General features: G+C 39.4%; 17 protein-coding genes. 11 read left to right on the top strand and 6 right to left on the bottom strand.

The window, feature by feature from the left end; genetic code table 11:
* Positions 1-95 precede the first annotated feature (95 nt).
* Complete coding sequence (gene sucD / locus NU887_RS12915; protein WP_258423798.1) at positions 96-977, bottom strand: succinate--CoA ligase subunit alpha; 882 nt, start codon at positions 975-977, stop codon at positions 96-98.
* Positions 978-1105: 128 nt separating this feature from the next.
* On the opposite strand from sucD, the gene NU887_RS12910 reads away from it, so the two are divergent.
* From NU887_RS12910 to NU887_RS12890, 5 genes are read left to right on the top strand one after another with little or no spacing between them, the layout of a single operon-like run.
* Complete coding sequence (locus tag NU887_RS12910) at positions 1106-4546, top strand: sensor histidine kinase (RefSeq protein WP_258423797.1); 3441 nt, start codon at positions 1106-1108, stop codon at positions 4544-4546.
* 51 nt (positions 4547-4597) lie between these two features.
* On the top strand, positions 4598-5776 hold the full coding sequence (locus NU887_RS12905; RefSeq protein WP_258423882.1) for a hybrid sensor histidine kinase/response regulator: 1179 nt from the start codon (positions 4598-4600) through the stop codon (positions 5774-5776).
* A complete protein-coding gene (locus tag NU887_RS12900; RefSeq protein WP_258423796.1) occupies positions 5776-6411 on the top strand; it encodes an ABC transporter ATP-binding protein in 636 nt (211 codons plus the stop codon). The genes NU887_RS12905 and NU887_RS12900 overlap by 1 nt, the downstream gene beginning before the upstream one ends.
* Positions 6408-7631, top strand: coding sequence for an ABC transporter permease (locus NU887_RS12895; RefSeq protein ID WP_258423795.1), 1224 nt, complete (start codon positions 6408-6410; stop codon positions 7629-7631). The genes NU887_RS12900 and NU887_RS12895 overlap by 4 nt, the downstream gene beginning before the upstream one ends.
* Before the next feature lie 49 nt (positions 7632-7680).
* The gene (locus NU887_RS12890; RefSeq protein ID WP_258423794.1) at positions 7681-8118 is read left to right on the top strand and encodes a hypothetical protein; all 438 of its coding nucleotides are present in this window, start codon (positions 7681-7683) and stop codon (positions 8116-8118) included.
* A 69-nt stretch (positions 8119-8187) separates the two neighbouring features.
* Here NU887_RS12890 and NU887_RS12885 read toward each other — a convergent pair whose 3' ends face one another.
* Positions 8188-9012, bottom strand: a complete 825-nt coding sequence (locus NU887_RS12885; RefSeq protein ID WP_258423793.1) for an aminotransferase class IV — start codon at positions 9010-9012, stop codon at positions 8188-8190.
* Positions 9013-9299: 287 nt separating this feature from the next.
* On the opposite strand from NU887_RS12885, the gene NU887_RS12880 reads away from it, so the two are divergent.
* Positions 9300-9725, top strand: coding sequence for a hypothetical protein (locus NU887_RS12880; RefSeq protein WP_258423792.1), 426 nt, complete (start codon positions 9300-9302; stop codon positions 9723-9725).
* A 4-nt stretch (positions 9726-9729) separates the two neighbouring features.
* Here the strand turns inward: NU887_RS12880 and NU887_RS12875 are convergent, their stop codons facing one another.
* The 3 genes from NU887_RS12875 to NU887_RS12865 are packed head-to-tail and all read right to left on the bottom strand — an operon-like array spanning position 9730 to position 11393.
* A complete protein-coding gene (locus NU887_RS12875) occupies positions 9730-10170 on the bottom strand; it encodes a c-type cytochrome (RefSeq protein WP_258423791.1) in 441 nt (146 codons plus the stop codon).
* Positions 10171-10172: 2 nt separating this feature from the next.
* A complete protein-coding gene (locus NU887_RS12870; protein ID WP_258423790.1) occupies positions 10173-10832 on the bottom strand; it encodes an SCO family protein in 660 nt (219 codons plus the stop codon).
* 12 nt (positions 10833-10844) lie between these two features.
* A complete protein-coding gene (locus NU887_RS12865) occupies positions 10845-11393 on the bottom strand; it encodes a CopD family protein (protein ID WP_258423789.1) in 549 nt (182 codons plus the stop codon).
* Between the two features lie 50 nt (positions 11394-11443).
* Here NU887_RS12865 and NU887_RS12860 point away from each other — a divergent pair, with 50 nt between their 5' ends.
* The 3 genes from NU887_RS12860 to NU887_RS12850 are packed head-to-tail and all read left to right on the top strand — an operon-like array spanning position 11444 to position 13672.
* Positions 11444-11848, top strand: coding sequence for a hypothetical protein (locus tag NU887_RS12860; RefSeq protein WP_258423788.1), 405 nt, complete (start codon positions 11444-11446; stop codon positions 11846-11848).
* Between the two features lie 43 nt (positions 11849-11891).
* Positions 11892-12896: a methylmalonyl Co-A mutase-associated GTPase MeaB gene (meaB, locus tag NU887_RS12855; RefSeq protein WP_275982374.1), complete on the top strand. Its 1005-nt coding sequence runs from the start codon at positions 11892-11894 to the stop codon at positions 12894-12896.
* On the top strand, positions 12893-13672 hold the full coding sequence (locus NU887_RS12850) for a DUF3298 and DUF4163 domain-containing protein (RefSeq protein ID WP_258423787.1): 780 nt from the start codon (positions 12893-12895) through the stop codon (positions 13670-13672). Before meaB ends, NU887_RS12850 begins: the two co-directional genes overlap by 4 nt.
* A 52-nt stretch (positions 13673-13724) precedes the next feature.
* Here the strand turns inward: NU887_RS12850 and dnaA are convergent, their stop codons facing one another.
* Positions 13725-15146 carry a chromosomal replication initiator protein DnaA gene (gene dnaA / locus NU887_RS12845; protein ID WP_258423786.1) on the bottom strand — a complete coding sequence of 474 codons (1422 nt, stop codon included), beginning with the start codon at positions 15144-15146 and terminating at the stop codon, positions 13725-13727.
* A gap of 490 nt (positions 15147-15636) precedes the next feature.
* Here dnaA and NU887_RS12840 point away from each other — a divergent pair, with 490 nt between their 5' ends.
* Positions 15637-17058, top strand: a complete 1422-nt coding sequence (locus NU887_RS12840) for a methylmalonyl-CoA mutase family protein (protein WP_258423785.1) — start codon at positions 15637-15639, stop codon at positions 17056-17058.
* Positions 17055-19178 carry a methylmalonyl-CoA mutase gene (scpA, locus tag NU887_RS12835; protein WP_258423784.1) on the top strand — a complete coding sequence of 708 codons (2124 nt, stop codon included), beginning with the start codon at positions 17055-17057 and terminating at the stop codon, positions 19176-19178. Before NU887_RS12840 ends, scpA begins: the two co-directional genes overlap by 4 nt.
* The last annotated feature ends 50 nt before the right edge of the window (positions 19179-19228 follow it).

Genomic DNA, 19228 nt, shown 5'->3' with positions numbered 1-19228 from the left:
GCAAAAAAACCGCTCTGAAATCAATCAGAACGGTTTTTTTTAATATCCAAATATCCAATATCAATAAATATTAGGTTTCAAGATCAATGTATTGATTATGCTGTAACTCCCAAAACCTTCGCCATCACAGCGCCGATTTCAGCAGGAGATTCAGCAACATGTATTCCGTTTTCAGCCATAATGCGCATTTTGGCTATTGCAGTATCGTCAGCACCACCGATGATGGCACCTGCGTGCCCCATTCTACGACCCGGAGGCGCAGTCTGACCAGCAATAAATCCTACAACAGGCTTTTTATTTCCGTTTTCTCTAATCCATCTTGCAGCATCGGCTTCGTAATTTCCGCCGATTTCTCCTATCATCACGATGGCATCAGTCTCAGGGTCTTCCATTAACAGTTGTACAGCATCTTTAGTAGAAGTTCCGATGATCGGATCTCCTCCGATACCGATGGCCGTGGATACACCGAGGCCTGCTTTGGCGATTTGATCCGCAGCCTCGTAGGTCAAAGTTCCCGATTTGGATACAATCCCAATTCTTCCTTTTTTGAATACAAAGCCCGGCATGATGCCGACTTTGGCTTCTCCCGGAGTGATGACACCCGGACAGTTAGGTCCTATAAGCGTCGCACCTCTTTCCTTGATATATGGTTTGGCTCGCATCATGTCTGCCACAGGAATCCCCTCGGTGATGGTGATGATTACTTTGATGCCTGCGTCAGCAGCTTCCATGATGGCGTCAGCAGCGAATGCCGGTGGTACAAAAATGATGGAGGTATTTGCTCCTGTCTTTTGGACAGCTTCTTCCACCGAGTTAAAAACCGGTCTTTCCAAGTGGCTTGTGCCGCCTTTTCCTGGAGTGACTCCGCCAACTACGTTGGTTCCGTATTCGATCATTTGCTGTGCGTGAAAAGAACCTTCCGAGCCGGTAAAGCCCTGCACAATAATTTTGGAATCTTTATTGACTAAAACACTCATGATTCGATTTTTATAGTTTGCACAAAAATAGACGATTCAGCCCGACCACAAAAAGAAAAAGGAAACAATATCCAATTAATTTACACTATCCGTATCTTTTTCTAATTTAGACGGCGTACGTGACCCCTATGAAAAAAGCGCTGCTCTTTATTTTCTTTGTTTTGATTACGAAAATGGGGATTTCCCAAACCTTCCAATTCAACAATCAGATCAAAGGTGTCGATTTACCATCTGATATCATCTATCAGGTGATCCAAGACAATGAAGGTCTAATTTGGTTTAATACTTCGTTGGGAGTTTTTTATTCTGATGGTTTTTTTACTTATCCGATTCCGGTTGAAATTCAGGATCAGCTGAGTTTTGAAGTCAGGATATTTAAAGATGAAGAAGATAGGATTTGGATTAGTAACCTGGTTAATAAACCAAAAGCTTTTTTTTATAAAAATGGATTGTGGGAGGAGTTTGATTTCAATGAAAACCTTTCTGATACCGATACCCAAAACCATTTACTTTTCCTTCCAAAAAAAACTGAGGAAGGATGGGTATACCTGTTATTTACAGATAAAAAGTTGTTTTCAAAGGGTGAAAATGACAAAATATGGAATTCTCAGGATTTTGATTTTAGTGTTTCAGGGTTGTATAAATCAGATCTTTTGACAAAAGAGGGGTTACTAATTTTATTCAGATACAAGTCTTTTATTTTTCAGGGAGGTCGATTGCTGCCATTTTCTTTTAAAGGGGAGAACTTACCTGCCTTGGTTCAGCACATAGCCTATGACGAGGTAAGAAATGGATATTATTTTCTTGGGCTGGATTTTTTGGCATTTGGCAAGTCCTTCGATTCTCCGGAGACAATATTGAGACAAAATTTTGAAAGGGACATATTTAGCGTAGTGGATTTCAGTCATCTTCAGGTTTACAAAGGAAGGGTCTATTATAACTATAATTCACAGCTTTACAAGTATGATCCTATTCTTGACAAAAGCCTTGAAATTGACTCTTATAACATTCTCAAAGCCTATTTTATTTATAGTTTTCTTGTTGACAGAGAAGGGATAAAATGGATAGCTTCCAATCGTGGTTTGGCCAATATCAATTCCCTGAGGTTTATCAACTACAGTTCAAAAACATTGTTGGATGATGAGGTCACCGCGATTATCAAATTAGATTCTGCCAAGTATTTGATGGGGTACAATAATGGGTTGCAAATTTGGAAGGGGAATGAAAAAGTCCAGACAATTTATGGAGACCAAAGATTGGTCGGTCACCCAAAGTTCAGGATAACAAATTTTGATAGGGACAAAAATGGTATTGTTTGGATATCATCCAACTTAAAAGGGTTGGGTAGATTCGATCCAAAGACTTCAAAAATAGAATTTGAACAGAGTCCGGATCAAGCATTTGTTACCTCAGTCAGGGTTGTAGGGGACAGCCTTTATATTGCAGCAAGGGAGAATCTGTATATTTCTTCCATCACAGATAGAAAATCCAGTCTTTTCAAAAGGAATATCACCAAGGAAGTTTTGAAGAAACTTGATCAATCTCAGATTTTTATCAGGAAGACTGGAAAACTGAAAGATGGAAGGGTAATTTTCATGCAGGGGAGTAATACAACTTTCTCTGAAGGATTGAAAGAAAAAGAAAACTTCGTATCCGCTGTCGGGTTTGATTTTCTTGAAGAGGAAAATGGCTGCCTGATTCTTGCTACTGAGAATGGCCTCAAACACTATTGTAATGGTAAACTTGATTATTTTCATGTAGACGATGGTATCATTACCAGGCCGGTTTATGCTTTACTTAAAGATTCAGATGGTTTTTTGTGGGTAGGTACTGATAAAGGTGTTTTTCGGATCAAGGATGGAAAGTCTAATCATTATACTGAAATAAGTGGGCTCTCAGGTTTGGAAGCAAATAGAGGAGCACTCATAGAAGGAGACAATAAGCGGGTTTGGATTGGTACAAGCAAAGGGCTTTCTTTATTTATACCGGAAGAAAATGCTGAAAGCGTCACTACTCCTTTGGTAAAGATTGTTTCCATCAATGTTATCGGATCAGATAGTAGAAATATTGACCTGAATAATATTCCTTTTGGCAACAACAACATTGAAATCACCTTCAGAGCAGTTACATTTCTTCAGCCAAACAATCTTGTCATAAGATACAAACTTGAAGGGATTCAGGATGATTGGATAGAAATAACAAATCCAAGGGATAATTTTTTGATATTTAATAACCTACCCTCCGGAAAGTATAGGCTGTTGCTGCAGGCAGGGATTGACGGTGATTTTTTTTCTCAGGTGGAGGTTTCGGAGGAATTCAGAATTTTAAAGCCTGTTTATCTTCAGGCTTGGTTTGTGGTTCTGATACTATTTGTTTTTCTCCTAATCGGCTTTCTTTTCAATACTTTACTCAATTCATTCAGAAAGCAGGGATTGCTGAAAAAAACCATTGCTGAAAAAACAAAGGAGGTTTTTAATACTGAAGACCAATTTAGAAATGTATGGAACAGTTCAAAAGATGGATTATTGCTTTCCACTGATGAAGGAAAAATAATTGCTGTCAATCCAAGTCTTTCCAAACTGGTTTCTTTACCGGAAGAAGTTCTTGAGGAGGGTTATTTATCAGATATCTTTTCTGATCCTGAATATTATAAGAGTAAAAAAAGCATCATCCAAGAAGGTATTAGTAGGGAAGAGGGCAAGGGTATTACTTTAGAGGTCAAAATGCCCTTGAAGGGTGGTTCCAAAGAAATTGAACTTTATGTAGCGAGATTAAAGTCTGATTTCGCAGGTGATCCTTTGATTTTGACAATATTCAGGGACATTACCGAAAAAAAGGCATATGAAAAGGGACTCCAAATCGCTAAAGAAAAAGCCGAGGAGGCAAATAAGCTCAAATCCAACTTCCTGTCCAATATCAGCCACGAGATCAGAACTCCGCTCAATGGTATTTTGGGTAGTACCGAAAATATCATCCTGCAGCGTCAAAATGATTCTAATTTGATTTCCCAACTTGAAATCATTCAAGAATCGGGCGAAAGGTTATTGAGTACCATTAACAGTATCCTCGACCTTTCTCGGATTGAAGCAAAAAAACTGGAAGTCCTCTACAAAGATTCCAATATCAACGATTTATTGGCTACAATACTTTTGCCCTTGAAAGGTCTTGCTGTGAGAAAGGGGCTACTTTTATCAGTGAAATATGAAACCCAACCTTTGAAGGGCTTGATAGACCAAAGATACTTTGAGATGATTATCAATAACCTGGTAGGTAATGCCATCAAATATTCTGAAAAAGGCATGATTACTGTGAGATTAAAGGGGATTGAAGATAAGATTGAGCTCACTGTTACCGATCAGGGAATCGGTATGAGCGAGGATTTTCAGAAGATTTTGTTCAATCCCTTTGAGCAGGAAAGTAAAGGAAACAGTAGGATATATGAAGGAACCGGGTTGGGACTTGCGATTACCAAAAATCTCGTTGATATCTTAGGGGGAAGTATTGCCATCAAAAGTGTCAAAGAACACGGGACAAAGGTTGTGGTAATACTCCCTTTAGGTAAAAAATGATTTTTGGAAATGATATAAACTTGTAATTTGCATGCTCATTTAACAGCACACATGTTTCCACTTCGGATATTAATCACAGAGGATGACCACGTTTCAGCGCTATTGCTAAAAAAAGCACTGGAAAAAAACAACCACGAGATCATCGGTATTTCGGATTCCGGTGAAAAGGCCCTCGAAATCCTCGAACACAATCAGGCAGACATTGTCATGATGGACATCAACCTCGCAGGGGAGTTGGATGGAATCAAGACCACCGAGATCATCAATGAAAAATATGATATTCCTGTTGTGTACCTCAGTGCAAGTTCTGATGCCGAGACGCTTACCAAAGTAGTCGGAACCAACCCGAGTGCTTATGTCATCAAGCCTTTCAATATCCGAGAACTGAATATGGTGATTGAATTGGCCATATTTAAGGACAGGAAAGAAAAGGAACTTCAAAAGCTCAACAATGAGTTGGAAGAAAAAGTCCGACAACGTACCAAAGACCTTGCCGAAGCCAATAAAGAATTGACCCGGGCTTTGGAGAAAGAAAGGGAAATCGGTGAACTCAAGTCCCGAATCGTATTGAACGTTTCCCATGGATTCAAAACCCCCCTTACTTCAATTCTGAGTTCTGCCCAATTGCTACAGCAGTATGCAGAAAGAGAACATCCATTTAAAGCAAAAATCCAAAAGCACGCCACCAAGATCGAGAACTCAGTAAGGAGCCTCAACAGTCTGTTGACCTCTGTCCTTTTCTTTGGGAAGGCCGATGCAAATAAGATCGACTTCAGACCTAAGAAAATGTTTGTTGCGGCACTTTTCAATGAAATATTGGATGTCGTCAAAGCAGGTTCTGAGCATGATGTTAAAATCAATGTGAAGCTTGAAAATCTTCCAAAAACAATCTTCTCCGATTCTGACTTATTATATCAGATCTTTGAAAACTTGCTTTCCAACGCTGTAAAATATTCGAAAGACGGTCAGGAAGTTGATTTTACAGTTTGGCTGGAAAACGGAAGCCTTAAAGCTACTGTCAAGGACAAAGGAATAGGAATACCTGAAAAAGAGCATGATCAGCTTTATGATCGATTTTTCAGAGCAAAAAATGTAGGGATAATCGAAGGCTCCGGTCTTGGTCTGTCCATTGTGAAGAAAAGTATCGAAGTATTGAACGGAGACATCACATTTGAAAGTGCACAAGGAAAAGGAACGACCTTCAACATCAGTATACCCATCCAGGAATAATGATTTTAAGAGCGAATAACATCGAGTTTTATTACGATCCAAAGCAAAAATTTCAGATTCCTGATATCAATCTTGATTCAGGAGAACAAATGTTGATTCTTGGTAAATCCGGTAGCGGAAAGACTACCATTCTCAATATCATAGCAGGGCTGCTCAAGCCAAAGTCTGGAAAAGTAGAAATAGGCGGTACTGATATATATACATTAAAAGGTTCTCAATTTGATAAATTCAGAGGGAAGAACATTGGGATAATATTTCAAAAACCCCATATCCTTGCACCTCTGACGGTGGAAGAAAACCTTCAGCTAGCTAATTTTTTTGCTAAGGAAAACACCCATTTGATAGCACCCTTGCTCAAGGAACTTGGAATTTGGGATAAAAGAAAAGCAAAAATAAACACCCTGAGCGAAGGAGAGGCACAGCGTGTATCTATTGCCCGAGCTTTGGTCAACAAACCGAAGCTGATCCTTGCTGATGAACCCACAGCCAGTCTAGATGATCAAAATGCCGCTGCTGTGGTTAGGTTACTACAGGAACAGGCAAAAAAATATGAAGCTGCTTTGATCATCGTTACCCATGACCAGCGTGTCAAGGACCATATTCCCAACCAAATAATCATAGGAGGCCAATTATGAATATGATCAAATTGAGTTGGAAATACCTCATCGCCAAACCGCTGAGTACAGGTTTGAATATCCTGTTATTGGCTTTGGGATTGGCGATAATCACGGTTTTGATTTTGATCCAAGACCAGTTCGAAAACAAAATGACCAAAGATGCGGAAGGAATTGACCTTGTCGTCGGTGCAAAAGGAAGCCCGCTTCAGTTGATCCTTTCGAGTGTATACCATATCGATTTTCCGACAGGCAATATTGATCTGAAAGACGCGATGGCACTTTCCAAAAACAGATTGGTAAAAAATATCATTCCTCTTGGACTTGGAGATAATTATCAGGGATATAGAATCGTCGGAACGAACCATGATTATTTAGACCTGTATTCAGCAAAATTTTCTCAGGGGAAGGCTTGGGAAAAGCCTTTCGAAGTAGTATTAGGGAACGAGGTTGCTGAAAAAATCGGATTGAAGACAGGGGATACTTTTATAGGTTCGCACGGAATCGGCAGCAGCAGCCATGAGCATGATGCACATCCTTATATGATTACGGGGGTTTTAGCTCCCATGGGAAATGTTTTGGATAAACTCATCCTTACCAGTATCGAATCTGTGTGGTATACCCATGACGAGGAGCATGACCATGCCACGCATGAAGCACCGGTTGCCAAAAAAGGTTTTCCTCCAACAGATCAGGATAGGGAAGTCACCTCACTTCTGATCCAATATCGAAATCCGATTGCCGCAGTTCAGTTGCCAAGATTTATCAACAGTAAAAGCGCCCTTCAGGCTGCCTCACCATCATTCGAGATTTCCAGATTGTTTGAGTTATTGGGCATTGGGGTGAAACTTATTCAGGGATTGGCGATTGTAATCATAGTCATAGCCGGCTTAGGAATATTTATTGCTTTGTTCAATTCATTGAAAGAAAGGAAGTATGACCTTGCTGTGATGCGTACCTTGGGTGCTTCTAGTTGGCAACTTTTTCTTCATATAGTTTTGGAAGGAGTGATTTTGACCATCCTTGGAGCGGTGGTCGGCATAGCAATAGGGCACCTTTTCTTGGTTATTCTCGTTATGCAAAATGATCAGGGAGCAATCAGCACATTAAGTGCCGCGGTTTTCCTTAAAGAAGAGCTATGGATACTTGGCTATGCTGTAATTGTAGGAATTCTTGCCTCTCTTATCCCTGCTTGGAACGCTTATCAAACAGATATTGCCAAACAACTGACCAAATCATAGATTTGTAATTCAGATAATTGCCACCAAAATAATTAAATAGAAAATTACCATGATATTGAAAAGAACACTATTCATATTGATGCTTGTTATTGTCACTAGCCTCACTTATGGGCAGAGTACGACTGTCTGGAAAGATTTGGCCCAAGTGACATATAAAATTGGTCAGGATGAATTCGGGGAGTTATATATTCCTGTATTTGGTCCAAGTATTAAAAGTATGGAAGGCAAGGTCGTCGAAGCAGATGGATACATCATACCTTTTGAAGGAATGTTTAAACCCGAACATATCATTTTGTCTTCTTTGCCATTGGCTGAATGTTTTTTTTGTGGATCCGGTGGTCCTGAAACAGTTATGGAAGTGATGTTGAAATCACCCATAAAATACACTTCAAAAAGAGTGAAGGTAAGAGGCAAACTCACTTTAAATGACAAAGACCCAGAAAAGTTGATGTATATTCTCAAAGAAGCGGAGTTGCTTGCAAACTAAAAAGGTTAGAAACCAAAAAAAATGTCAGAGATATCCTCTGACATTTTTTTTTAAGTTTTTGCTCAGAATTTAAACCAAGGCATTCTTTTTTTCCATAGCCGAAAATGCTGCCATGAGTTCAATCGTCTTTGGACCTGGTTTCCCATCTTTGATTTTTAGATCATCAATCATGGTGACCGGTAGGATTTTTTTAGTCGTAGCAGTCATGAAAACTTCGTCAGCATCAATCAGTTCATCAAAACTGATGGGCCTGATTTCGATTTTCTTATTTAGTTCCAACACTCTTTTTCTGGTGATTCCGTGCAATATGTTTTGGTCAGGAGTGGCGATTTTGTCATTTTTTATCACGAAAATATTTGAACGGGAGCTTTCCGAAATAAATCCGTTGTGATGGTAAATCACATCTTCCGCACCTGCCTTTTTCCAATCTGCGCTGTGCCAAACCGGAAATGCATAATTGGTGGTCTTGACATCTGCAATCGCCCGGACATGGTCTGCAGCAAGCAATTTGACGCCGTTCTCATATTTGTAAGGAGCAGGAAAATCCAAGTCCTCACAAAAAATGAAAAGCGATCCTTCTGTCGGTGAAAAATGATTGTCAGAGACCCCGCCTGTGAGTAGCATCCTGATTCCCCCTTGTTCCAAATCATTTTTTTGAATCAAATCATGGATTATCTGTGCAAGTTCTTCTTTGGAAAAGTCGAGCTTCAGATGGGTTTTTTCCGCTGATCTGATAAATCTGTCCAGATAGTCTGTCAGAAAAAGAGGTGTATAACCAGAAGTTCTAAAAAAATCAAAAATCCCATATCCCCTGATCAATCCAATATCCATTGGGTGGATAGATGCATTTTTAGAGTCAATAATACGGTCATTCGAAAAACAAAACTGTTTCATAAAATCGAGAAATTTGTATAGGTAAATTCAAGTCCTGATGGCCTTCAAGGATTTGACCAAAAATACAAATTCCTGACGGATAAAATCAGGTTGATGATGTCTCTTTGAATATTTTCATTTGCCTAGATGGCATTATATTATAGCTTAGAATTAACAATATCTGACGAAGATTTAATTAAGTGGAATAAACATATAAAAAATTTGAAAAATTATAAAAAATAGAAATAAATTAAAATTAATTTCTTTTTATAATTAAATTATATTTTCTTTGCTCGAAATTTAAACTTATGAGCCCAAATTATCTAAGATTTTTGATAGCGATGTTTTTCTTTCTATCAGCTTGCACACCGGATAAAAAAGAATCCAACGAAAAGCTGAAGAAGGAAGTCATTGCCATTCATGATGAGGTAATGCCCAAAATGGATGAATTAAAAAAACTTAAAAAAGAAATCATCCAAAAGTCAAATGACCTTGCTGCCGACGGATCCGGAACTCCGGAGGAAATAGGAAGACTCAATTCAATTGCTGCTGACCTTGACGATTCTTTTGAGGAAATGTTTGTATGGATGAGACAGTTCAAATCTTCCTATGAAGAATTGACTCAAGAAGAAGTTGAAGTATATCTTCTTGACCAAAAAATCAAAGTGCAGGAAGTCAATGACCATATCAAATCTTCTATTGCAGCAGCAAATAAAGAATTGGGGTATAATTAATTGATCAGTTTTTTAAGTAATCTTCTACCATTTGCGCATTTATAACCCCTGCCTCGCTTCCCCATATATTGTATAAGTAGGTCATGATATGGGCGATTTCAATATTGGTAAGCTTTGGGTTTGCAGGCATTTCCTGATTGTACAAGATCCCATTTACCATAATTTCACCATTTTGACCGTGTTTGATGATTTTTGCCGTTCTTGGGATGTCTTCTAAAAAATAATCTGATTGGTAAATTGGAGGAATAAGTTTTCCCAATCCGGTACCGTTTTTTTGGTGGCAATTGGCGCAGTTGGCTTCATATAGGGCTTTTCCTTCAATCGCATATTGGAGCACTTTGGTATCAGAAATAGACGCAAGGGTATTTTCAGGATTGGAAGATTTTGGCTTGCAGGAGTTTAGAGATATGAAAGCAAAGACAATGACTAGGAATGCGTTTTTCATTTTTATTTCTGAATCAATTTTGGAATGTCATTCATCAGTCTGTCTACCTGATCTTCCTTGGTCCCGTCATAGACACCCCTGATATGGCCTTTTTGATCCACCAAAATAAATGCCCCTGAATGAAGATATCCCCCAAGTTCGTTTTGATCAGCCATTGCAGTAGTCATATAACTTGTCTGTCCGATTTCAAAAATTTTCTCTTGATCGCCGGTCAGAAAATGCCATGTTTTATCATCCTCTACTCCGATTTTGGCGGCAAAATCCTTTAATAATTCAGGAGTATCGTGCGTTGGATCTAAGGTATGACTCAGGATAAGAAAATCAGGTTGGTCTTTGAATCTTTCATAAACCCGCAGCATTTGGGTTTTCATTATTGGACAAATCGTGGGACAGCTGGTGAAGAAAAAGTCCGCGACATACACTTTTCCTTCTACTGAGAGGTTATTAATTTCCTTGCCTTCCTGATTGGTAAAAGAGAAATCCGCAATTTTATGGTAAACTGTATCCTGAACAATCTTTCCTTCCATCTCAAACTCTTGGACATGCCTGTTGCCAAGAATCGGTAAAGGAAGATTGGTTTCTGAAGTAGTTTTTGGTGAACAGTTCCAAAGAAGCAAACCGAAGCAGATGAGAAAAATTTTATTTATAGATGACGTATTCATAATTCTTGAATTTTAATTTTTGGACTGGTTTTTTTCGCGGACTTTTTTGTACCATTTGATCCCAAGCATCATGGTAATGCTCAATATAAGCAAACCTCCTATTCCCCAAACTATGCTGATGAGACTTTTGAGCACGATCAGGAAAACTATAGCAAACAACAAAACCGTTGCCACTTCATTCCACATCCTTAATTGTGTGGAGGACCATTTTGTTTTGCCTTCCTGTAAATCTTTGTAAATCTTATGGCAAATGAAATGGTAAATATATAGCACCAAAACGAAGCCAAGTTTGGCCTGCATAAAACCTGATTGGATATATCCCCATCGGAAATAAAAAACCCAAAATCCAAAAATCAGAGTCAGGATTGCCGAAGGCCAGGTGATGATATACCAAAGCCTGTTTGCCATCAGGTTCAATTGTGGAGCAAGGATCCGCCTTTCTTCCTCCGGTTTTTCCAGAGCCTCAGTCTGATAGATAAAAAGCCTGACAATATAAAACAGGCCTGCAAACCACGTAGTTACAAAAATGATATGTAATGCCTTGATGTATTCAAATGCCATCTTGAAATTTTTCCTCTAAATTAAAGCTTAATATCTAAAAACCGCTAAATATGGCCTCGCGAAAGTTATTTTATGGATTATTGCTTGCAGTAGCTGTCTTGGTTGTTTGGATTATGGTTGACAGTCTTTCACAGCCTGGGATCGGCGACTTACAAGGTGAATTTTCCGAAGTGGCTTTTTACAGGAATGAAAACAATACAGGTCCTATCATCAGGATTTTTGCTGTACATTCTCCGGATTCTTTATGGGAAGAAATGGAAAAGTACGGCAATTATATGCCCCATACCAAATACGGAAATACCAAAGTCTTTTTCTTCAAAGACCTTGACAAAATTCCTGCAGAACTTTTCCCCGAATCCCCGTACTTTGACCGGATTTTTGCGCCAAATTGCATAGCATATTATGAAAAGACTGCTATGGGCCAAGTCAGTTTTGTAAAATATCCTTTCAAATAATTCCCTTAACTTTAAGTGTTCAAATCTTATTAATCCACCTATTTTGACCAAAAACCGACTTTCCCTAACCGAATATGTCAAGGGTGTCCTTGATGGAGACAGGATGATTCTCAGCCGGGCGATTACTTTGGTTGAAAGTTCATTGCCTTCAGACCAATTGATTGCGGAAAAAGTAATGGAGGGGATTTTGCCCTATTCGGGAAAATCTATCAGGATTGGTGTGACCGGTGTGCCGGGTGTTGGAAAGAGCACCTTTATCGAAAGCTTCGGAAAAATACTGGTAGAGAAGGGCCACAAAGTTGCCGTGCTAGCTGTAGATCCTAGCAGCCAACAATCGCATGGCAGTATTTTGGGTGACAAGACAAGGATGGAAAACCTTGCCTCTGACAAGAGGGCTTACATCCGCCCTTCTCCTGCCGGAAGTACTTTGGGAGGAGTAAGTGCAAGGACGAGAGAGGGAATGTTGCTTTGTGAAGCTGCCGGATTTGATGTGATATTGATCGAAACTGTTGGGGTCGGTCAATCAGAAATTGCAGTGAAAGGAATGGTTGATTTTTTCTTATTGCTGATGTTGGCAGGTGCAGGAGATGAATTGCAGGGAATCAAAAAAGGCATCATTGAAATCTCTGACGCCATGGTCATCAATAAGGCTGACGGATCTAATCAGGAAGCTGCAAAAAATGCCCGAAGAGAATATGCCAATGCCTTGCATCTTTTTCCTGCCAAAGAAAACGGGTGGATCCCTCCGGTAAAAACCTGCTCTTCAATTTACCAAACAGGCCTGGAGGAAATTTGGGAAATGGTGGTAACTTATAAACAAAAAATGCTTGTAAACGGATATTGGGAGGATAACAGGTCCAGACAAAGGATAAGCTGGCTCCATGAAAATATTCGGTATTTGTTTGAGCAGCGCTTTTTCCAAAACGAAAAAATCAAAAACCGAATGGATCAAATCCTGCCTGAAATTCGGTTGGGTAAGCTATCAGTGATGGCCAAAGCAAAGGAATTGGTCGATATTTTTACCGGTCAAATTAAGGATATAGAATGATGAATTTCCAAAAGGTAAAATATTCAGGAGTAGGGTTGTTCCTTTATTTAAGTTTCTTTTTCTCTTCCTGTCAAATAGGTAAAAAAGAGGTTGATTCCTTAAGATTCGAATCAAAAGTCTTTGAAAAAGATTCTTGTCTTGGAAGTGAATGTGCCCGAATCAGGCTGGCATATCCTTATTTTGAAGGAGCAGGAGAGTCTTCTGATTTTCTGAATGTTCATGTTGAACAACAAATGGTTATGTTTTTGAATATTGGGGAAAGCCAAGAAATCGTACCCTTGGATTCGGCGGTTTCTTCATTTTTCCATTCATATTTGGAATTTAAAAATGAATTTGATTCTCCTCAGGAATGGGAAATCACTGTAGATGCGAAGGTTGCCCTTCAAAGCCAAAAAATGATCTGCATTGCATTCGATACTTTTTCATATACAGGTGGTGCTCATCCCAATACCTACCGCCTGTATCTGAACTTTGGTTTGGATAAGAATTCACCCCTGAAAAATGAAGATTTGGTTTTGGATAAGGCCAATCTTTTGAAATTGGCGGAATCCAAATTCAAAAAATACCATAATGTGGACGAGCTTAGCGGATTATCTGAGGATAACAGGTTTTTTCTTGAAAATGATAAGGATTTTTTTCTTCCAGCCTCGATGGGGTTTGAGGACGAAGAATTCATTTTATACTATAATCCATACGAAATAGGTCCATATGTGATGGGTTCAACAGAACTTAGATTTACAAAGGAGGAAGTTAAAGGATTGGTCAGAATTCCCTGAAATTAGAAAATCAAAACCTGATTGTTGATCAAATTTTTTTACAAGTAAAAAATCAATACGACCTCATCTTAAACTTTTTCTTCAGATCATTGACCGAATTTCTAAAAGCCGTATCTGTTTCCATCAAATCGTTCACAGTCTGAACGGCATGAATGACAGTACTGTGGTCACGTCCGCCAAAATGATATCCGATGGATTTCAGGGAATGATTGGTAAATTCTTTTGCAAAATACATGGCCACCTGACGGGCTGTAACTATTTCCTTTTTTCGGGTTTTTGCTTTGAGGTCGTCGATTTTGATATCAAAGTAATCAGAAACGGTCTTTTGGATAAAATCTATCCCGACTTCTGTTTCAATATCTTTGACGATATTTTTCATAATTGTTTTTGCCAAGGCAAGGTCGATTTCCACCCTGTTGAGAGAGGCATGGGCCAATAGTGAAATCATTACACCCTCAAGTTCTCTTACATTGGTATCCACAGTATAAGCAAGGTATTCTATCACGTCATCAGGAATATAGATTCCCTCAGATTGCATTTTCCTTTTGATAATAGCCACCCTGGTTTCAAAATCAGGCATCTGCAGATCTGCTGTCAATCCCCATTTGAATCTGGAAAGCAGTCTTTCTTCCAAACCCTTCAAATCCTTTGGGGGACAATCAGAAGTCATGATGATCTGCTTTTTGTTTTGGTGGAGGTGGTTGAAAATATGGAAAAACATCTCCTGTGTCCTGTCTTTTCCGGCCAAAAACTGGATATCATCAATAATCAGCACATCTACCTGCATATAAAAATTGGTGAAGCTTTTTACGTTCCCATCTTTGATGGAATCCATAAACTGGTTCACGAATTTTTCTGAAGAAACATATAAGACAAATTTTTCTTCTGGTCCGTTTTTGATTTCGTTGCCGATGGCCTGCACCAAGTGGGTTTTTCCCAAACCAACCCCACCATATACCATGAGTGGATTGAATGATGTAACACCTGGTTTGGTAGCTACAGCAAAACCCGCAGACCTTGCCAATCGGTTACAATCACCTTCTATGTATGTATTGAAAGTATAATTCGGATTGAGGTTTGATTGCAGCAAGGTATCGCTATTAAGCGACTGCATGTCAAAAGGACTCTTATTTTCTGTTGGTAAAGGAGGTTTTTTTGTCGGAGAATTGGAATTTCCCTGAGGAAAATTAACCATGTAAGGTTGATTCTGGGAATTCCCTCTATCCACGACCACAGCATATTCCAACCTTCCATTATTGCCTAAAGTGGATTTGATGGCAAGTTTCAAGACATTTACATAGTTGTCTTCCAACCATTCGTAAAAAAACTGACTTGGGACTTGTATGGTTAGTGTTCCTCCTTCTAATCTGACGGGATTGATAGGTTTAAACCAAGTAGAAAAACTCTGTTCATTGACGTGTTGTTCTATCACACGCAGGCATTCATTCCAAACTGCATTTGCCTCTGAACTCATTTATTTTTTAATAAACTACTGATAGTGTTTTGAGAAAACCTTCCCCTTTTTTGAAGGGCTTCAAAATTGCGGAAAATATATTTAAATAAAAAATCCAAAAGGCCTTGACTTTTGAATAAATAAGCAAACTTTTTTCAGTATTTCCCTTTTGTTTTTTTCCTTTCTAACCAATTTTTGATTCAGGTCTTTATCTGATAATCTAAAGAAAATTGCGACGTTTTATATCAACCGTATATTAGGTAGTTTCTTAGGCTTTTTCCTTCAAAAAAACAATTTCACCAGACCTCAAATATGGTATTCATATTGAGTTTCATTAGATATTTGTTGATCGTCAATGCAATTTTCGGTACTGCTTTTGAATTCCAAGCAATTAATGGGTTTTGAAAGTTGTTAGCCCTATTTTTACTTTGAAAAAACAAGATCATCTGCTTCGGAAAATGCTGTTTTGCTTTTATTTCGTAAGTTTTTGGTCGAATCAATAAACCCAAATATGGAAATTAATTTATTTGAAGACTTTCCCGGAAAATCCAAAGAGGATTGGATAAATCAGATCATCAAGGATTTAAAAGGAAAAGATTTTGAAAAGACACTGACCTCAGTCACAGAGGATGGGATTAAAATCAACCCCATTTATACCAAAGAGGATAATGCCAGTCTTGAAGCGCTAAAATATTACCGAAATAGGGTCAATATGGAGTCTTCTATTCCCGGCTTATCGCCCAGAATTTGGTCCAATGTTTCATCTTTTGATGGATGCAATGAAAAAGCCACAAACCAAGAGGTCCTAGAGGCCCTGGTCAACGGTGCGGATGCGCTGATGTTACAATTGTCGGGTGAAGAGGATTTTGATGTGTTGCTCCAAGGAGTCAAACCTCAATACATCCAGATTTTTTTATGTTCAAAGGAAGATCCTGTCAAGGTTTTCAGGCAATTCATACAATGGGTCGGCCGGAATAATTTGGAAAAGGAATCCATTCATGGAGGCCTGATTTGGGAAGGATTTGCAGTTGCATTGACTAAAAAGAAAAGTAAAGAGGAAATTATTGAAATAGCAAAAACGCTTCTTCATTTAGGTGAAGAATTTGTTTGGTTTAAACTTTTTTCGATTGATTCGGCCGCCTATCATAATTCTGGGGCAAGCTCTGTTCAGGAATTGGCCTTTGGCCTTTCTGCATGGATCGATTTGATAGATGCGATGGTTGGGGAGGGGTTTTATCCACTTGAAATCATTCAAAAGTCAATGTTTAACCTTGCTGTCGGATCAGACTATTTTCTCGAGATAGCCAAGATTAAAGCAGCAAGAATATTGATGCATAAACTGATACAGCTTTATCAGGTAGATTTGCCTGCGGAAAACCTATTCGTATTTGTGCAGACCAGTTTTTGGACCAAGACCTTATTGGACGCAGATACCAATATGCTTAGAAATACAACCGAGGCGATGGCAGGGATCCTTGGAGGGGCCAATGCACTTTATGTGCTCCCTCATGAAATTATTGCAGGAAACCCCGGTTCCTTGTCCAGAAGGATGGCAAGAAATATTTCTAATATTTTGAAGGAAGAAAGTTATTTGGATAGGATTTTGGATCCTGTCTCAGGGTCTTATTTTATTGAAAATATGGTGATTTCGATTTTTGAAAAAGTCAAAGAAGCTTTGGAAAGGATAGAAGATAGGGGAGGTTGGTGGATTTGCTATGAGGAAAATATTATCCAATATGAAATCAAAGAAAAGAGAAGAAAAAAAATGAATGACCTTCTGGAAGGAGAAAAAACAAAGGTCGGAATCAATAAATATGTTAATGCTAAAGAAGATCTTCCTTTGAATGGTTTTGTTTTTGAAGAAAAAGAATGGGAATTATCTCCTTGTTTTGAAAGTATGTTGGTCGAAAACTCCCTAATCCAAAAGCCATGAGACCAGATATTAGTCAATTGAATTTTAAGCCTTTTAGAGATAAGGAAAGTGTGTGCTCTTCGCAGGTTTGGGAAACAGCAGAGAAAATAAGCGTACCGGCAGTCATCTCTGAAAAGCAAGTAAGGGACTTCACGCATACCGATTTTATAGCGGGGATTCCTCCATTCCTTCGCGGGCCCTATAGCACCATGTATGTGATGCGCCCATGGACAATCAGACAATATGCGGGATTTTCCACAGCGGAGGAGTCCAATGCCTTTTATCGCAGCAATCTTGCAGGAGGACAAAAGGGACTTTCTGTAGCTTTTGACCTTGCTACGCACCGTGGATACGATTCAGACCATCCAAGGGTAGTAGGAGATGTTGGCAAAGCCGGCGTAGCTATTGATTCTGTTTTGGATATGAAAATTCTTTTTGATGGAATTCCTTTGGATAAAATGTCCGTCTCCATGACCATGAACGGCGCGGTTATCCCAATTCTTGCTTTCTATATCATTGCGGCGGAGGAGCAGGGGGTAAGTCCCGAGCAACTCAGCGGTACGATTCAAAATGATATTTTGAAAGAGTTTATGGTGCGGAATACCTACATCTATCCTCCTTTGCCTTCAATGAGGATTATTGCTGATATTTTTGAATATACTTCCCGGCATATGCCCAAATTCAATTCAATTTCCATTTCGGGCTACCATATGCAGGAAGCAGGTGCTACGGCTGAGTTGGAATTGGCCTATACCCTTGCAGATGGGTTGGAATATTTGAGAACAGGCGTTGCAGCAGGTTTGGACATAGATGATTTTGCACCACGGTTGTCATTTTTCTGGGCCATTGGAATGAACCATTTTATGGAAATAGCCAAAATGCGCGCTGCCCGGATGCTTTGGTCCAAAATAGTCCAGCAGTTTAATCCTAAAGACGCCAAATCACTTGCTTTAAGAACACATTGTCAGACTTCAGGATGGTCTCTTACAGCACAGGATGTTTTCAACAATGTCACGAGGACAACAGTCGAGGCATTGGCCGCAGCACTTGGTCATACCCAATCATTACATACCAATTCATTTGACGAAGCAATCGCTTTGCCCACAGATTATTCTGCAAGGATTGCAAGGAATACCCAACTTTACCTTCAGGAAGAAACCGGCATTACCAAAGTGGTCGATCCGTGGGGAGGTTCCCATTATTTAGAATACCTGACTGATCAATTGGTTAAGAAAGCATGGGAATTGATAGAAGAAGTAGAGGGCCTCGGCGGAATGGCCAAAGCCATTGAAGCGGGAATTCCTAAAATGAGAATCGAGGAAGCTGCCGCCCGCAAACAGGCAAGGATAGACAGTGGCAAAGATGTGATTGTTGGTGTCAACAGGTATCAAAATGATGATAAAGAAGAATTTGAAATCCGTGAAGTGGACAATGATGCTGTCAGAATCTCCCAGATAGAGAGGCTAGTTAAATTGAAAAAGGAAAGAAACAATGTCGAAGTTGGCATCGCACTGGAATCCATAAGCCGAGCGGCCAAAACAGGAGAAGGTAATTTATTGGCTTTGGCGGTGGAGGCAGCCAGAAAAAGAGCTACTTTAGGTGAAATATCCGATGCCATGGAAAAGGAATTTGGAAGACATAGAGCCACCGTAAAATCAATATCCGGGGTTTATTCTGCAGAGGCGAAAAATGATACCTCCTTCCAAGAAGCCAAAGAATTAGCAGACAGATTTGCTTCAACGGAAGGGCGAAGACCAAGAATAATGGTTGCCAAGATGGGTCAGGACGGACATGACAGAGGTGCCAAAATCATTGCTACAGGATTTGCAGATCTTGGATTTGATGTGGATATAGGACCACTTTTCCAAACTCCCGAAGAAGTAGCCATGCAGGCGGTTGAAAATGATGTCCATATCGTTGGTGCATCCTCATTGGCAGCAGGGCATAAAACTTTGGTGCCGGCATTGATTCAGGAATTGAAAAGATTGGGGAGGGGAGATATCATGGTAATCGCCGGTGGAGTAATTCCTCCGAATGATTATGAATTTCTTCAAACTGCAGGTGTAACAGCTGTTTTTGGTCCGGGGACTGTCCTTTCCAAAGCGGCTATAGAAATACTGAAAAAATTAATAGAAGAGTAATATGAATTGATCGTTCAAGATAAATTTTCATTCCAATTTTTGCCGTTCAA

This window comes from Aquiflexum gelatinilyticum (assembly GCF_024741135.1).
Taxonomy (GTDB): Bacteria; Bacteroidota; Bacteroidia; order Cytophagales; family Cyclobacteriaceae; genus Cognataquiflexum; species Cognataquiflexum gelatinilyticum.
This window is presented reverse-complemented; position numbering and strand designations above follow the sequence as displayed.

What these genes read in the sequence shown, in the direction of transcription:
- NU887_RS12895 (WP_258423795.1), top strand. Translation starts at nt 6,408, where the DNA reads ATGAATATGATCAAATTGAGTTGGAAATACCTCATCGCCAAACCGCTG.
- NU887_RS12875 (WP_258423791.1), bottom strand. Translation starts at nt 10,170, where the DNA reads ATGAAAAACGCATTCCTAGTCATTGTCTTTGCTTTCATATCTCTAAAC.
- NU887_RS12885 (WP_258423793.1), bottom strand. Translation starts at nt 9,012, where the DNA reads ATGAAACAGTTTTGTTTTTCGAATGACCGTATTATTGACTCTAAAAAT.
- NU887_RS12880 (WP_258423792.1), top strand. Translation starts at nt 9,300, where the DNA reads ATGAGCCCAAATTATCTAAGATTTTTGATAGCGATGTTTTTCTTTCTA.
- sucD (WP_258423798.1), bottom strand. Translation starts at nt 977, where the DNA reads ATGAGTGTTTTAGTCAATAAAGATTCCAAAATTATTGTGCAGGGCTTT.
- NU887_RS12905 (WP_258423882.1), top strand. Translation starts at nt 4,598, where the DNA reads ATGTTTCCACTTCGGATATTAATCACAGAGGATGACCACGTTTCAGCG.
- NU887_RS12865 (WP_258423789.1), bottom strand. Translation starts at nt 11,393, where the DNA reads ATGGCATTTGAATACATCAAGGCATTACATATCATTTTTGTAACTACG.
- NU887_RS12870 (WP_258423790.1), bottom strand. Translation starts at nt 10,832, where the DNA reads ATGAATACGTCATCTATAAATAAAATTTTTCTCATCTGCTTCGGTTTG.
- NU887_RS12850 (WP_258423787.1), top strand. Translation starts at nt 12,893, where the DNA reads ATGATGAATTTCCAAAAGGTAAAATATTCAGGAGTAGGGTTGTTCCTT.
- NU887_RS12840 (WP_258423785.1), top strand. Translation starts at nt 15,637, where the DNA reads ATGGAAATTAATTTATTTGAAGACTTTCCCGGAAAATCCAAAGAGGAT.
- NU887_RS12910 (WP_258423797.1), top strand. Translation starts at nt 1,106, where the DNA reads ATGAAAAAAGCGCTGCTCTTTATTTTCTTTGTTTTGATTACGAAAATG.
- dnaA (WP_258423786.1), bottom strand. Translation starts at nt 15,146, where the DNA reads ATGAGTTCAGAGGCAAATGCAGTTTGGAATGAATGCCTGCGTGTGATA.
- NU887_RS12900 (WP_258423796.1), top strand. Translation starts at nt 5,776, where the DNA reads ATGATTTTAAGAGCGAATAACATCGAGTTTTATTACGATCCAAAGCAA.
- NU887_RS12890 (WP_258423794.1), top strand. Translation starts at nt 7,681, where the DNA reads ATGATATTGAAAAGAACACTATTCATATTGATGCTTGTTATTGTCACT.
- NU887_RS12860 (WP_258423788.1), top strand. Translation starts at nt 11,444, where the DNA reads ATGGCCTCGCGAAAGTTATTTTATGGATTATTGCTTGCAGTAGCTGTC.
- scpA (WP_258423784.1), top strand. Translation starts at nt 17,055, where the DNA reads ATGAGACCAGATATTAGTCAATTGAATTTTAAGCCTTTTAGAGATAAG.